The 15,036-nt window shown below is 64.5% G+C and carries 12 protein-coding genes and 1 pseudogene; 10 read left to right on the top strand and 3 right to left on the bottom strand.

What is annotated here, in order from left to right:
- The first annotated feature begins 156 nt into the window (after positions 1-156).
- The 7 genes and pseudogenes from Q2M23_RS26935 (at position 157) to Q2M23_RS26905 (ending at position 6,506) form a co-directional block, all read left to right on the top strand.
- On the top strand, positions 157-360 hold the full coding sequence (locus tag Q2M23_RS26935; protein ID WP_229174155.1) for a hypothetical protein: 204 nt from the start codon (positions 157-159) through the stop codon (positions 358-360).
- Between the two features lie 1,126 nt (positions 361-1,486).
- Positions 1,487-1,894 carry a hypothetical protein gene (locus Q2M23_RS26930; RefSeq protein WP_316397620.1) on the top strand — a complete coding sequence of 136 codons (408 nt, stop codon included), beginning with the start codon at positions 1,487-1,489 and terminating at the stop codon, positions 1,892-1,894.
- A 10-nt stretch (positions 1,895-1,904) separates the two neighbouring features.
- Positions 1,905-2,162 (top strand): annotated as a pseudogene (locus Q2M23_RS26925) (helix-turn-helix domain-containing protein); the annotation flags it as partial.
- Between the two features lie 222 nt (positions 2,163-2,384).
- A complete protein-coding gene (locus Q2M23_RS26920; protein WP_057020592.1) occupies positions 2,385-3,635 on the top strand; it encodes an acetyl-CoA C-acetyltransferase in 1,251 nt (416 codons plus the stop codon).
- Between the two features lie 18 nt (positions 3,636-3,653).
- Entirely contained in the window at positions 3,654-4,436 is a 783-nt protein-coding gene (locus tag Q2M23_RS26915) for an SDR family NAD(P)-dependent oxidoreductase (protein WP_028336964.1), read from the top strand.
- Positions 4,437-4,456: 20 nt separating this feature from the next.
- Positions 4,457-5,224, top strand: a complete 768-nt coding sequence (locus Q2M23_RS26910) for a crotonase/enoyl-CoA hydratase family protein (RefSeq protein ID WP_316397619.1) — start codon at positions 4,457-4,459, stop codon at positions 5,222-5,224.
- Between the two features lie 121 nt (positions 5,225-5,345).
- The gene (locus Q2M23_RS26905; protein WP_316397618.1) at positions 5,346-6,506 is read left to right on the top strand and encodes an acyl-CoA dehydrogenase family protein; all 1,161 of its coding nucleotides are present in this window, start codon (positions 5,346-5,348) and stop codon (positions 6,504-6,506) included.
- 37 nt (positions 6,507-6,543) lie between these two features.
- Here the strand turns inward: Q2M23_RS26905 and Q2M23_RS26900 are convergent, their stop codons facing one another.
- Positions 6,544-7,221: a GntR family transcriptional regulator gene (locus Q2M23_RS26900; RefSeq protein WP_229193290.1), complete on the bottom strand. Its 678-nt coding sequence runs from the start codon at positions 7,219-7,221 to the stop codon at positions 6,544-6,546.
- A 145-nt stretch (positions 7,222-7,366) separates the two neighbouring features.
- Here Q2M23_RS26900 and Q2M23_RS26895 point away from each other — a divergent pair, with 145 nt between their 5' ends.
- The 3 genes from Q2M23_RS26895 to Q2M23_RS26885 all read left to right on the top strand — a co-directional run bounded on the left by Q2M23_RS26895 (position 7,367) and on the right by Q2M23_RS26885 (position 12,863).
- On the top strand, positions 7,367-10,768 hold the full coding sequence (locus Q2M23_RS26895) for a molybdopterin-dependent oxidoreductase (RefSeq protein WP_316397617.1): 3,402 nt from the start codon (positions 7,367-7,369) through the stop codon (positions 10,766-10,768).
- A gap of 53 nt (positions 10,769-10,821) precedes the next feature.
- On the top strand, positions 10,822-12,276 hold the full coding sequence (locus Q2M23_RS26890; protein ID WP_316397616.1) for a short-chain fatty acid transporter: 1,455 nt from the start codon (positions 10,822-10,824) through the stop codon (positions 12,274-12,276).
- A gap of 365 nt (positions 12,277-12,641) precedes the next feature.
- Positions 12,642-12,863, top strand: a complete 222-nt coding sequence (locus Q2M23_RS26885; protein ID WP_057020587.1) for a hypothetical protein — start codon at positions 12,642-12,644, stop codon at positions 12,861-12,863.
- Positions 12,864-12,872: 9 nt separating this feature from the next.
- Here Q2M23_RS26885 and Q2M23_RS26880 read toward each other — a convergent pair whose 3' ends face one another.
- Together Q2M23_RS26880 and Q2M23_RS26875 are read right to left on the bottom strand one after the other, a co-directional pair.
- Complete coding sequence (locus tag Q2M23_RS26880; RefSeq protein WP_316397622.1) at positions 12,873-13,598, bottom strand: formyltransferase family protein; 726 nt, start codon at positions 13,596-13,598, stop codon at positions 12,873-12,875.
- A 38-nt stretch (positions 13,599-13,636) separates the two neighbouring features.
- Positions 13,637-14,995: a hypothetical protein gene (locus Q2M23_RS26875; protein WP_316397615.1), complete on the bottom strand. Its 1,359-nt coding sequence runs from the start codon at positions 14,993-14,995 to the stop codon at positions 13,637-13,639.
- Positions 14,996-15,036: the final 41 nt, after the last annotated feature.

Genomic DNA, 15,036 nt, shown 5'->3' with positions numbered 1-15,036 from the left:
CAGGCTCGTTGGCCACTTCTACATCCACAATGGCGACGATTCAGCCTTCGTTTGCGAACGCGGCTGAGTTCTTCAACGGCCTGCTAGGAGCGGACGGAACAGGGAACCCGAACTTGCGGGACGGCGTTGAATCGGTTTGGGTTGGAGTGCATTGCAATGACCAACCACCGAGCCGCGCTGATCCTATTTGCCGTCGCTCTTGCGGTGGCGCTCATCGCCGCAACGATTACGACGCTGGAGAACGTCAACACTCGTGTGGCCAGCAATGAGGCGCCGCCGGGCGCGATGGGGCTAGCTAGGCCGCATCCGCCGCTTGATCGGGCGCCCGGCGTGCCCATTGAGACGCCGGTACGGAGATAGAATCCGGCTTGCGACGCCAATTCGACATTCTAGATTGAAGAAGAGAGTCATCCGGTAGCCGCGGTCGCGCCCATGCGTTGCTTCGAACAAGCGACGGAGCGCGCATTAGCGGGCTTCCTCGCGGCGTCCGACAGCCTCACTAAAAGAACCTCGATCATTCCGATTACTCCCGTTACCAAAATAACCAGAGATTCATTTAGGCAATAGAATAACCAGAAGAACCGTAGTTCTAAAGCGGCTATGTTGGCGAAGTCCTGAACTGCCTACCTTGTGCCTGAACGACCTTGGAGGGCAGCCGCTTGCTTTGCCTGTTCGGCTTGTTCCTTCGTCAGTTTCCCGGCGAAGCGGCCATCTTTTTCCAACTGTGCTGGACCCTTGAGTTCTCGATCATAAACCATCCAGTCAGTGCTTCCTCTCCGAACGACGAATCTGGACTGTAGAGGCTGTCTGTGTATTTCAACGATACCTCCAATTGGTCGCGCCCTCCGGTCTCAAAAACACACCTGGCCGCAGTTTATTCCTCAGCCGGGACACTGAAATTGCCAACGCCACATAAGCTGCAAGGCCTATGCCGACTTACCGCATCGCCGGTCAGTCAACACGCGCGTGGATCAGCTGTGCCCAGAGACTCCGTCGCGGTTGACACTGATTGGGAACTCTCATTTGCAGACTAGGACACTAAGCACCGCCGTCCGAGAAGGCCTCGACGCATCCAGCCCTGCGTCAGGGCCTTTCGTATTTGAGCTTGGCTAGTTCCACTGCGGTAATACAATTTCTGTCGGCGTCCCCGTTCATTGCAGAGCATTTTTTACGGCTGAGTTTTTACAGGTCTATTGCAACCTGCTCTCACGCTTGCGCGTGCGCTTCGTACCGGCTGGCAAATTGTCGGGGCACGTCCGCTATCGCGTGAGGAATTTCGATCGCCGCTCGGCAGCGGTCTGAATCTGACGAAGTTCATCACGACAGGTCCGTAATCACTGCGCTGACAGGCGTTGGGGTGAAGGTGCGGGCTGAGCGCGGGGCGCCCTGCAGCGAGGGCGGTTGACAGGGGAGAGCGCCCACTTTAATCACCTGACTAATTAATCAATTAATTAAAGCCCAAAACCCTAGGGAAAGAATCCGCCTGATGTTGGCCGGCCAGAGACATCCGAAGCTGCTTGCCCCGCGCGGTCGCGGCTTCATTTGGCTGGAAAACAAGGTGCTCGTGCATTCCGTGCGCAGCGGCCTCGAACAGGCTGAGAATGACCTTGCCGAGCCCGCCGCACGCTTTGCCGAGCGCAACGACAGTGTGATCACCGCGGGCAGACCGAACGCCGGAGCGACCGGCCATCGCGTCAAACCGTCGATCCCGGAAAAACCCGTGCAGCACCGCTGCAATCGCCCACGCGGTGCACGCCGCGGACCCCTGCCGCCAAATCCCGCACATCAGTTCGGGCGCGCGAGCGATGCGCGCCCCGGCAGTGATGTCGCGGATCGGCGTCTGCCGCCCGAAGCAGAGTGGGCTTCGTTCACCCGTATGGAAAATGAGGAGTGAGGCGTAAACGATGGGACGTCGATCTGAGGTACTGATGGCGCAAGAGACCGCCGGCACGGACAACCGGCGCGTGATCCAGGTGGTGTCGCGCGCATTCGACATCGTGCGTTGCTTCGAAGGTCGAAGCATACGCCTGGGAAATCGCGAAATCGCCGATCGCTGTGGTCTTCCGCGATCGACGGTCTCGCGTCTCACCTTGACGCTTACCCAGATCGGGCAGCTGATCTATCTGCCGCAAGAGCAGAAATATGCTCTCGGTCCCCACGCCGCCCCGGCCGCCGCGCCGTTGTTTGCGCAGGATTGCGATAAGCCTGCCTGCGCCGACGAGCCGCAACTCCGCCAGGTGCCGCGCTTCGGGTACTTCGAAGATCAGCGCAACTCGATTGTCGAGCCGCTTGCAGTGACGCCACACCGTTGATGCCTCGCGGAAACGACTGGGACCACCGGCACGAGCGCGAGCTAACGAAACATTCGAAGCAAAGGGAAACGCATGTCTGAAGCATACATCATTGACGCTGTTCGCACGCCGCGGGGCATCGGCAAGCCGGGCAAGGGGGCGCTGTCGCACCTGCATCCGCAGCATCTGGCCGCGACGGTGCTCGGCGCGCTCAAGGAGCGCAACAAGCTCGATACGTCGACCGTCGATGACATCATCTGGTCGACATCGACCCAGGAAGGCAAGCAGGGCGGCGATCTCGGACGCATGTCGGCGCTCGCGGCGGGCTACGATATCAACGCCAGCGGCACGACGCTGGATCGTTTCTGCGGTGGCGGCATCACCTCGGTGAACCTCGCGGCAGCGTCCGTGATGTCGGGGATGGAAGATTGCGTCATCGCCGGCGGCACCGAGATGATGAGCTATCAACAGACCCTCGCAGCCGAGCGCTCCAAGGCCGGGCAGCCGGCGCGGATGATGGGTTCGGGCAATCCGGCGCTCGACGAGATTCACCCGCAGTCGCACCAGGGCGTGTGCGGCGACGCGATCGCGACGCGCGAGGGGATCAGCCGCGAGGCCTGCGATGCCCTGGCGCTGACGAGCCAGCAGCGCGCCAAGCGGGCCATCGATGAAGGCCGCTTCGCCAAGTCGGTGATCCCCGTCCTCAACGACGACGGCAGCGTTGCGCTCAATCGCGAAGAATTCCCGCGCCCGGAAACCACGGCTGAAGGCCTTGCTTCGCTGAAGCCGAGCTTCGAACAGCTTGCCGATTTCGATCTCGGCAACGGCGTGACCTTCAAGAAGCAGATCCAGCGCCGCTATCCGGACCTCGACTGGAAGGGCGTGCATCATGCCGGCAACAGCTCGGGCGTGGTGGACGGCGCCGCCGCGGTGCTGATCACGTCGAAGGAATATGCCGAGAAGCACGGCCTCAAGCCGCGCGGCCGCATCGTGGCCTATGCCAACCAGGGTGACGATCCGACCCTGATGCTCAACGCGCCGGTTCCGGCGGCCAAGAAGGTACTCGCCAAGGCCGGCCTGACCAAGAACGACATCGACGTCTGGGAGATCAACGAGGCCTTCGCGGTCGTCGCCGAGAAGTTTATCCGCGACCTCGAGCTGGACCGCGAGAAGGTCAACATCAATGGCGGCTCGATCGCGCTCGGCCATCCGATCGGCGCGACCGGATCGATCCTGATCGGCACTGCGCTCGACGAGCTCGAGCGCAGCGGCGGACGCTATGGCCTGGTCACCATGTGTGCCGCCGGCGGCATGGCACCGGCCATCATCATCGAACGCATGTGATCGCGAAGGGATATTGCCATGAAACTTGACTCATCGGTCGCCGCCGTCGTCACCGGCGGCGCTTCCGGCCTTGGTGCTGCCACCTCGCGCGCGCTGGCTGCGCAAGGCGTGAAAGTCGCGATCTTCGACTTCAACGAAGAGAAGGGTGAAGCAATCGCCAAGGAAATCGGCGGTGTGTTCTGCAAGGTCGATGTCACCTCGGACGAGCAGGTCGATGCGGGCTTTGCCAAGGCCCGCGCGGCGCATGGCCAGGAGCGCATCCTGGTAAACTGCGCCGGCACCGGCAACGCGGTGAAGACCGCCGGCCGCGACAAGAAGACCGGCGAGCCCACCCACTTCCCGATCGACGCCTTCAACCGCATCATCCAGATCAACCTCGTCGGCACCTTCCGCTGCATCGCCAAGTCGGCGCAGGGGATGCTGTCGCTGGCTCCGCTGGAGCACGGCGAGCGTGGTGCGGTCGTCAATACAGCCTCCGTCGCGGCCGAGGATGGCCAGATGGGGCAGGCGGCTTATTCTGCCTCGAAGGCCGGCGTGGTCGGCATGACCCTGCCGATCGCGCGCGACCTGATGGCCGAAGGCATCCGCGTCAACACCATCCTGCCGGGCATCTTCAACACCCCGCTGCTGCAGGGCGCCCCGGAAAACGTCAAGGCCGCGCTCAGCGCGTCGGTGCCGTTCCCCAAGCGTCTCGGCATGCCGGAGGAATATGCGCATCTGGCGCTGACCATGATCACCAATGGCTACTTCAACGGTGAAGACGTCCGTCTCGACGGCGCCATCCGCATGGCTCCGCGTTAAGCGATCAGGAGACCAAAGCGATGTCCGAAGAAACCCCGGTCCTCACTGAAGTCCGCGGACCGATACTGATCATCACCCTGAACCGGCCGGAAGCCAAGAACGCGGCCAACCTCGCCCTCTCCAAGGGCGTGGCCGCGGCGATCGACCGGCTCGACGCCGACGATTCCCTGAGCGTCGGCATCATCACCGGCGCCGGCGGCACATTCTGCTCGGGCATGGACCTCAAGGGGTTCCTGAAAGGCGAGCGGCCGTCGATCCCCGGCCGCGGCTTCGCCGGCCTGACCGAGGCCCCGCCGAAGAAGCCGCTGATCGCGGCTGTCGACGGCTACGCGCTCGCCGGCGGGATGGAGATCGCGCTGTCGTGCGATATGATCGTCGCCAACCGCAACGCCAAGTTCGGCATCCCCGAGGTGAAGCGCGGGCTGGCGGCCGCCGCCGGCGGGCTGATCCGCATGCCGCGCCAGATGCCGTTCCGTGTGGCGATGGAGTTCGCATTGACGGGCGAGTTCTTCGGCGCCGAGCGCGCCTATCAACTCGGTATCATCAATCGCGTGACCGACGGCCCGGCACTCGACGCCGCGCTCGAGCTCGCGGCAGCGATCGGCGCCAACGGCCCGCTCGCCGTCAAGGCATCCAAGCAGGTGATCGTCGAATCCCGGCTCTGGCCGGAAGATGAGATGTGGAAGAAGCAGCAGAAGATCGTCGGTCCTGTCTTCGTATCCGAGGATGCCCGCGAGGGTGCGGCTGCCTTTGCCGAAAAACGCCCGCCGAACTGGAAGGGCAAGTAAGGCCTCGCCTGTTTCGATGACGGAGCGTCGGTTTTGATCGAAGCAGAACCGGCGCTCTAAACTTTTTACGATGCCTCGCCGCACGCCGGCGGGGTTCCATGAGAGCGCTATTGGGTGATTGATGCGCAGCTTTACCGAAGACCAGGTCATTTTCCGCGACTCTTACCGCAAGTTCCTCGCCAGCGAGATCGCGCCTCACATGGAGGAGTGGCGGGAAGCCGGCATCGTCGACCGCGGCGCGTTCAAGAAGGCCGGTGACCTCGGCTTCCTGATGATCTGGCCCGAGGAAAAATACGGCGGAATGGGCGACGAGGACTTCCGTTACGAGCAGATCATCATCGAGGAGACCGCGCGCTCGGGCTGCAAGGGCTGGTTCAACACGCTGCACAGCCGACTGGTCGGTTCTTACTTCAAACGCTTCGGCACCGAGGAGCAGCGCGACCGGTTCCTGCCGAAATGCGTCAGCGGCGAGACCATCCTGGCGATCGCGATGACCGAACCCGGCGCGGGCTCGGACCTCGCCGGCATGCGGACCACGGCGGAAGACAAGGGCGATCATTTCCTGCTCAATGGCTCGAAGACCTATATTTCCAACGGCATCAATTCCGACGTGGTGCTCGTGGCGGCCAAGCTCGCGGGCGCCGAGAAGAAGCATGCCATGGTGCTCCTGATCGTCGAGCGCGGCATGGAAGGTTTTGAGCGCGGCCGCAATCTCAAGAAGATGGGCATGCCGGCGCAGGACACTGCCGAACTGTTCTTCAACAATGTGAAGGTGCCCAAGGCCAACGTGCTCGGAGAACCCGGCAGGGGCTTCTACTATCTGATGGAAGGCCTTGCCGAGGAGCGGCTGATCTCCGCGGTCGGATCGATCGCCAACGGCCGCAAGGCGTTCGACATCACGCGCGCTTACGTGATGGACCGCAAATTGTTCGGCCGGCCGCTCGCCGAACAGCAGAACACCCAGTTCCGCATGGCGGAGATGGATGCCGAAATCGATCTCGTGCAGGTCTATGTCGATCACTGCGTGGCCGAGCACAATGCCGGACGCCTGACCAGCAACATGGGCGCCAAGGCCAAGATGATGTCGTCGGAGGTCGAGTGGAAGATGCTCGATCTTGGCGTCCAGTTGCACGGCGGCGCGGGATACATGGACGAATATCCGATCAGCCGCATGTTCACCGATGCACGCGTCAATCGAATCCTCGCTGGAAGCTCCGAAGTGATGCGGCTGATCATCGGCCGCGATGTCTTCTCGGAGCACTACGAGAGCGTTCTGGACTAGCCGGTCACCATCACCGCCTAGCTGCCTCCGCTCCGCGTCAGCCGCGGGCCTGCCGCAGTGGTTCGCGCGCATGCTCCTTCGAGCGCAGCAATGCATCGACGAAGATCGGCTCCCAGGAGCGGATGTGAGTGCGCAGCAGGGTGGTCAGCGCCTCGGTCTCGCCGGCGAGCGCGAGCTCGATCAACCGGTAGTGCTCAGGCACTGACGCTTGCTGCCGCTCGTGGCCGGCGCGGGAGCTGATGCCGTAGAGCCGCATCTTGTCGCGCAGGCCCATCACCGTGTCGGTCAGCAGGTCGTTGCCGGCGGCCGCGATGAACTCGCGATGATAGTTGCGGTCGGCTTCCAGATAGAGCTGGACGTCGTCGGTCTCCACGGCTCTGGCGATCTGGTCGGCCCAGCCGCGTACGATTGTTAGATCCTTCGGTGGATTGGCGGCGACCAGCACGGCGGCGTGCAGCTCGAGCACTTCGCGCATGTCGAACAGGTTGCGCAGTTCGGTCAGCGTCGGCTCGACCACCTTGAAGCCGCGGTTGCGCATCGGCTCGACCAGACCGCCGCGGCTGAGCTCGAGCAGCGCCTCGCGCACCGGCGTCGAGGAGACGCCGAGGCTCGCCGCGAGACTCGGCACCGAATACATCGTGCCCGGAAGGCTCTGCCCGGAAATGATCTCGGCCCGCACCCGCTGCAGCACCTGTTCTCGCAAATTCTGGTCCATCGGTGGTCGTGGCCGCCTCTCGCTGGGAACTCCGATTCGTCGCTGATTATTACTTAGCCTTGACGCGGCCGGTAGCGTATGACGTAAATGTGTAACGCATTACAAAAATGCGTCACATGGATTGACTGGGATAGGTGAGACGGCGGTGAAACAGCGGCTGCCCGGCTATTGCACGCTTTGTCGTTCGCGCTGCGGTGCCGTCACCGTGGTCGAGGATGGGCGTCTTGTCGGCGTAGAGGTATTGAATAACCACCCGACCGGCGGCGCGCTTTGCGCCAAGGGCAGGGCGGCGCCCGAAATCGTCGCCAGCCCGCGCCGTCTGACCGTCCCGCTGAAGCGGACCCAGCCGCGCGGCGCCGCCGATCCGGGCTGGGTCGAGGTGTCGTGGGACGAGGCCTTGACCGAGATCGCCGCCCGGCTCGGTACAATCCGCGCCGAGAGCGGCGCCGAAGCGGTGGCGTTCGGCGTCACCACGCCGAGCGGCACGCCGATGGTCGACAGTTTCGAGTGGGTCGAGCGCTTCATCCGCGGCTTCGGCAGCCCCAATCTGATCTATGCGGTCGAGATCTGCGGCTGGCACAAGGACTATGCGCACGCGCTGACCTTCGGCCGCGGCATCGGCTTTCCCGATTACGACAATGCCGATGCGATTATCCTGTGGGGCCACAATCCGGCGCGGACCTGGCTTGCCCAGGCAACGCGGATCGCCGATGCGCGGCGGCGCGGCGCCAAGGTCGTGGTGATCGATCCCAAGCCGAACGGCTCGGGGCAGCAGGCCGATCTGTGGCTGCGCATTCGTCCGGGCGCCGATGGCGCGCTCGCGATGGGCGCGATCCGTCACCTCATCGCGACCGGCAGCTTCGATGCGGATTTCGTCGGCGCATGGACCAATGGATCGCTGCTGGTCGATCGTGCGACGGGACGCTTCCTGCGCGCCGACGCATTGTGGCCGGATGGCGCGCCGGAGGCTTTCGTTCGTCTCGATGCGTCGGGCGCGCCCGTGCCTTGCGACACCCGCTACGCGCCGGAGAGCTGTGGCCAGCTGCGTGGCGCGCTGCAGGTCCGCACACGCGACGGCCGGCTGATAGCGGCGGCTACCGCGTTCGAACTGCTCGTCGAGCGAGCCGCGCCATACACGCCGGCGCGCGTCGCGGAGCTGACCTGGCTTCCTGTCGAGGACGTCGACGCGTTCAACACGCTGCTCGCTCGCCGGCCGCGGCTCGCCTATCATTCCTGGACCGGCGTCGGCCAGCACACCAACGCGACCGCGATCGAGCGCACGATTGCAACGTTGTATGCGCTGACCGGCGCTTGCGATCGGCCCGGCGGCAATCGCTGGCCGGTGCCGCCGCCGACCCGTGCCCTCAACGACTACAACATCCTGTCGCCGGAGCAGCAGGCGAAGGCGCTGGGCATTACTGAGCTACCGCTCGGCCCGCCGGCCAAGGGCTGGATCACGGCGCGCGACTTCAGCCGGGCCGTGCTTGACGGCGAGCCCTACCGGGTGCGCGCGCTGGTCGCCTTCGGCACCAACTTCGTCGTCTCGCAGGGCCATTCCGAGCGTAACCGCGCCGCGCTGAACGCGCTGGAATTCCAGGTCCATATCGACATGTTCATGAATCCGACCGCGGAGAGCGCCGATTTCGTGCTGCCGGCCAGCACGCCTTGGGAGCGCGATGCGCTCAAGATCGGATTTGAGATCACGCAGGAAGCGGTCGAGACGGTGCAGTTTCGCCCGCGCATGGTCGAGCCGGTCGGTGCAGTGAAGGCCGATTACGAGATCGCCGCCGCGCTCGCGCTCAAGCTCGGGATGGGCGACTTGTTCTTCGGCGGCGACATCAAGGCCGGGTGGAACTATCAGCTGGCGCCGCTCGGCATCGGGGTCGAGGATCTGCGCGCGCATCCGGAAGGCCGCCGCTTCCCGCAGATCTTCCGCGACGAAAAATACGCCGTGGCGCGCGAGGACCGGACGGTTGCCGGATTCTCAACGCCGACACGCCGCGTCGAGATCTATTCGGAGCTGATGCTGGGACACGGGTATGATCCCTTGCCCGACCACGTCGAGCCGGTCGGCAGCCCGCTCACGGCAGCGCCGGACGCACGCTTTCCGCTCGTGCTTTCCACCGCCAAGAGCGGCTGGTTCGTTCACTCCTCCTATCGGCACGTCGCCTCGCTGCGGCGCAAGTCGCCCGATCCGGCCGTCGAGATCAGTCCGCAGCTCGCCAAGCGGCGTGGCCTTGCCGAAGGCGACTGGGCCGTGGTGGAGACGCATGGCGGTGCCGTGCGCCTGAAGGTACGCATCAATGCGGCGCTCGACGATCGCGTCGTCGTCGCCGAATTCGGCTGGTGGGAAGACTGTCCGCCGCTCGGCCGCGAGCGTTCCGCGACGGCAGGCATCCACACCCGCAACATCAACGCCGTGCTGCATGACGATGCGCGCGATCCGGTCAGCGGCTCCGTCCCGCTGCGCGCGATCGTCTGCGATATCAGGCGCGACGGAATTGCCAGTTGTGGCCTGTGGAGCGGTCAGCGGCGGTTCAGGGTCGGCGCGCGTCGCGCCGAGGCAGCTAATGTCATCGCGCTCAACCTGCTGCCGCTTGACGGTGGTCCACTGCCCGACTTCCTGCCGGGCCAGCACGTGATGGTCTCGCTGCCCGGCGCAACGCAGGCACGGGCCTATTCGCTGACCGGATCGGGCGATCGGCCGGATGTGCTCTCGATAGCGGTGAAGGGGCGCTTCTTCAATGAGGCGCCGAGTGGCGATGCGCCGTTCTTCATGCCGGATCGTCTGCACCGTCTTGCCGTCGGAGACGAGGTTGTGCTGGAGCCGCCGGGCGGCATCTTCACGCCGCCATTGAAGGGGCAGCGGCCGCTGATCTTCCTCGCCGCCGGCATCGGCATCACGCCGTTCATCAGCCATCTCGAAACGCTGCAACGGATTGCCCCACAAGATCGCGTTGGCGAAATCCTGCTGCTCCACGGCTGCCGCAGCAGCCGGGAGCATCCGTTTGCCGAGCGGCTTGCGGAGCTGGAAGCCGGTATTCCAGGGCTGATGCGTGTGACGTTCTATTCCGCGCCGTTCGCGCAGGACCCGATTGACTCGCATGCGTTGCGTAAGGGGAGGGTTGATCTCGAGCAGGTCGAGCCGCTGTTGCCGCGTCGGCCGCTGATCTACATCTGCGGCTCGCCGGAATTCGTTGCGGCGCAGATCGAGGCCGTGACGGCGCTCGGCGTGCCGCGCTTCGACATCTTTGCCGAGAGCTTCGTGTCGCCGCCGTCGGTACCGAGCAATCTTGCGCCGCGCACCGTCCGGCTTGCGGGCAGCAAGCAGCGTTTTTCTTGGCGGCCGGAGCAGGGGACGCTGCTTGATGCGGCGGGTGCGGCGGGCGTCGCGCTGCCGAGCGGCTGCCGTGTCGGGCAATGCGAAAGCTGCGCGGTTCAGGTCGTCGATGGCGAGTTCACCCATCTCGGCGCTGTCGATGGCAGTGAGGGACAGTGCCTTGCCTGCCAGGCCGTGCCGCTGACCGATCTTACGCTCGCGCTTTGATGACGAAACCCGATTGAAGGCAGTAACCGAATTACCGGAAGGGGATCAGATTGATGACGAATGCAACGCACGATCAAACCGTGAGCTTACGAAAACCTGTCGCGGACAACATCATCGCGCGATTTTCGCAAGCCCTGGTGGCATTCGCGGAGCGCTGGTTTCCGGATGCCTACGTCTTCGTCCTGATCGCGGTGATTGCGGTCGCAATCGGCGCGATCCTGCATGGCGGTTCGCCGCTCGCCGTCAGCCGCGCGTTTGGTGACGGGTTCTGGAACCTGATTCCCTTCACGATGCAGATGGCGCTGGTGGCGATCGGCGGCTATGTCGTGGCGATGTCGCCGCCGGTGGCGGCCGTGCTGGCGCGGCTCGCCAGCGTGCCGAAGACCGGGCGCGGCGCCGTGGTCTTTGTCGGTGTGCTCAGCATCTTCCTGTCGCTGCTGAACTGGGGCCTGAGCCTGATCTTCTCCGGCCTTCTGGTGCGGGAGATCGCACGGCGCACCGACATCAGGCTCGACTACCGGGCGGCCGGCGCCGCCGGCTATCTCGGGCTCGGCTGCGGCTTCACCCTCGGCATCACTTCCTCGGCCGCGCAGCTGCAGGCCAACGCCGGCAGCATTCCGGCGTCGCTCCTGCCGATCACCGGCGTGATCGGTTTCTCCGAAACCATCTTGACCTGGCAGAACATGATCACCGTCGCGATGGTGACCGCGGTCTCTGCTGCGATCTGCTATTTCACGACGCCGGCGCCCGATCAGGCCAGGACGGCAGAAGACCTCGGCGTAGCGCTCGGCGATGATCGCATCGAGGCCAGGAAGCCGGCGCGTCCGGGCGACTGGCTGGAGTTCAGCCCGCTGCTGACGATCCTGATCGCCGTGCTTGCCGCCGGCTGGTTGTGGCAGACATTCCAGTCGGGCAATCCGTTGATCACGCTGTCGGGCCTCAACACCTATAATTTCGTCTTCCTCATCCTCGGCATCGTGCTGCACTGGCGACCGCGCAGCCTCATCGAGTCGTTCTCGAAGGCGATGCCGAGTGTCTCCGGCGTGCTGTTGCAGTTTCCGTTCTACGCCGGCATTGCGCAGATCCTGACCAAGGTCCCGAACAGCAGCGGCACGACGCTGTCGGACACGATCGCGCACTGGTTCGTCGGTGCCTCCAGCAATTCCACCGTGTTTTCGTTCCTGGTCGGAATCTATTCGGCGCTGCTCGGCTTCTTCGTGCCGTCGGCCGGCGGAAAGTGGATCATCGAGGCGCCATACATCATGAAGGCGGCCAACGACATCGGCGCGCATCTCGGCTGGACGGTGATGGTCTACAACATCGCCGAGACGCTGCCGAACTTCATCAACCCGTTCTGGATGCTGCCGCTGCTCGGCATCCTCGGCCTGAAGTCGAAGGATCTGATCGGCTACACCTCGGTGCAGTTCTTCATCCACTTCCCGATCGTGATGCTGTTGGCGGCGATCCTGATGGCGACCTTCACCTATCACCCGCCGATCCTGCCCTGAGCGACCTTGGCCGGGCGCCGGGATGCACGGTGTCCGGCCAATTCATCGCTCCACGACCGTCACCACCAAAACTGTGCTGTTTTTCCGCTGGCCGCGAATGAGGCGTCGCGCCGGGCTCTTATCTTTGGTCAGCCATTTCATTGACCGCCGCGCGGTTCGGCCGGATATTGCTGCGCGATACCCCGCGTTGTTCAAGGCCACCGCAATGAGACACGACCACCGCAGCTTGATGTGCGACATGCGAAACCGCATGCAGCATCGCTGCGTCTCGGCGGCGACCGGCGTCTGTTGTTGTTGATCGCTTCGACAAATCCAAAGCATCCGACAATCAGACAGGAGCGCCGTAGTCCGGCGATCGAACACGCATGTCCCAAGCCCAAATGTCTCAAGCCTATGTCATCGAAGTATCGGATCGCACCGCCGGCATCGTCGTCAGCGACAACCGTGGCTTCTGCTTCTTCTCCTCGGATCGCGCCTTTGACGGCCTCGACGGCGGCTATTTCGGCTCCGCGCGCGCCGCGGAGCGCGCGGTGAGGGCGCATTTGCAGCGGCACCGCGAGGTCCGGGGCCGTGCGACGCGCGGTTGAGGCCAAGTCTCAGGAGGCCGCGGCGAGCGGCGGCGAGACCACCTGTGGTGCTTCGGGCACCTGCATGGCAGTCGTCGCCAGCTGGAAGCGGATGCCGTGCAACGAGCAGGTCAGCGGGATGCCGCGAAAGTCGTCGTGGAAGGCGCGGATCCGGCGCGCCAGCTCACTGGGGTTGATGCCGGCGGGAAGCTCACACATCTCGCGGTACATCTGTCGGGTGCTCTTGATTCCGCACCAGGCGATCTCCAATTCCGCCAACGGCGTCGGATCGCAGGCGAGATCGCGCGACATCCGCCAGAACAGATGGGCAAGCCGCACATAGGCGATCTGTTCGAGCCCGCGCACGCTGATCTTGTCGGGAATGATGAAGGACTCGACCCCGACGATCGGGCCGGAATCGACGCGCGCGGCCATCACATGGGCCGTTGCGCCGAAGGTGCGGGCACCGTCATAGAGCGCGAAATGCGCCGGCGCCCAGCCGGGATATTGCGGCGGGCCGGGATGGAAATTGTAGGCGCCATGGCCCAGCGTCGCCAGAATGTGCTCCGGCACGATGACGCTGGTGGTGAAAGCCAGCAGCCGGGCCTCGCGCAAGACCTCCGGCTCGATCGCGGCGAGCTCGTCGGCCGTTACCGCGCAGCGGAATGACAGCGCCGGATTGTGTGCCTTCAACAGCTCGGTAAGCGCGAATTGCTGGTTGGCGGCACCGGTAAGAAGGATGATTGTCTTCATGATGTCGATGTCCTTCCCTTGCTCTGTCTTTCCGGCGGTCATCAGCCGTGCTGCCCGGCCATCACGACGACGCTGCCGGCATCGCGGGACTGGCCCACGGTGCGGAACAGGTCGGCCGGCAGCGCCTGCCACGGCGCGATCTCGATGATGCGGTTATTTGCGCTTTTCGCGGCCGATTTCGCCGCGCGGATATCGTCCTGCCAGGGGCAGAGTGCGAGCTCGAGCCGGCCGAACCCGCCGCAATCGGCTGCGAACGCGCCGGTGACCGCCTCGATGCTGGCAGCCATTTCGCGCGCGTCGCTGGCCGCGATATCGCGCATGATCACGGTGATCGCATCATTCGAGGCCGCCTGCGACCGGATCACGATCATGGCGTCACGGCCGCCGCTGCGGCTGGCGCGCCGCGCGGCCCGCATCGCGACGCCGAATTCGGCATCCGGTCCAAGATCGCTGCTGTCGGTGGGCAGGTCGTGAACGACCGTGGTGTGGCGGGGCGTGCCGGCGTCTTCGGCCGGAGCGTGGTATGAGCGCGGCAGCCAGACGGTGTCGAGTGCCATCTGTGACGATGTCAGGCTCCAGGCCTGGTCGAGCAGATAGCCTTCCCAGACCGCGGGATAGGCGCTCGCGATGTGATGCCAGTTGCGCAGCACCGCTTCGGCGGCGGGCGAACGGGCGAGATAGAGGGTGCGCGCCGACATTTCCCACCGGTTCCATTTGTGAAGCGCGATGTCGCATGCGAGGGACGACGGCAGCATTGGCGGCTCGCTGAGGACCGCGTCGGCCTCGATGAACAGCAGCGGCTCGCGATGCTGCTCCCACATCCGCAGCAAGAAGGCGGATTTCTCGGCTGCGCGCATGTGCTCGCCGTCTGCGGTGTCGATCGGAGCGATATCGCAGGGGATCCGAAATTCGGCCAGCTTGTCGCGGAGAGCGCGGGCATGGTCGTCGCCGCAAGCGCGGGGATAGCAGGAGACCACGCGCAGCGATGCCTCGGACCTTGAGCCTTGCTCGGGCGCGATCGGGCGCCAATTGAGGCCGCCCCACCACATCTCATGCGGGCCATCGAAGCTCGGCCCGATCGTTCCGAAGTCGGTCAACTTGGATTTCAGGAAGTCGAAGGCGGGATTCTCGCCGAAGGGGACGACGACCGCGCAGTCGGTGCGAAGCGACCGGTAAAGCATCTCGGCGGCGGGGCCGCTCGGCGGCTCGACGAGGATGATGACGCCATGGTCCCTCGCCGGCACTGAGCTGGCCTGATGGACGACCGCGGGTCCGAGCCGCTCCGACAACCATGCGAGCCGCCGGCGCTGCGCCGCGCTCATCCGGATGCCGTTCGCCGCCAGCAATTGGTCGAAATTCGTCTGCAAGCCGTCCGCTTGCGCCGTGTCAACAGACATCATGCCCGCACTACCCCTCGTTAACCTTCTACGTGCGGGGCGGC

This window comes from Bradyrhizobium sp. 33ap4, assembly GCF_032654765.1.
Taxonomy (GTDB): Bacteria; Pseudomonadota; Alphaproteobacteria; order Rhizobiales; family Xanthobacteraceae; genus Bradyrhizobium; species Bradyrhizobium australafricanum.
The sequence above is the reverse complement of the archived record's forward strand: the minus strand, read 5'-3'. Positions and strand labels throughout refer to the sequence as shown.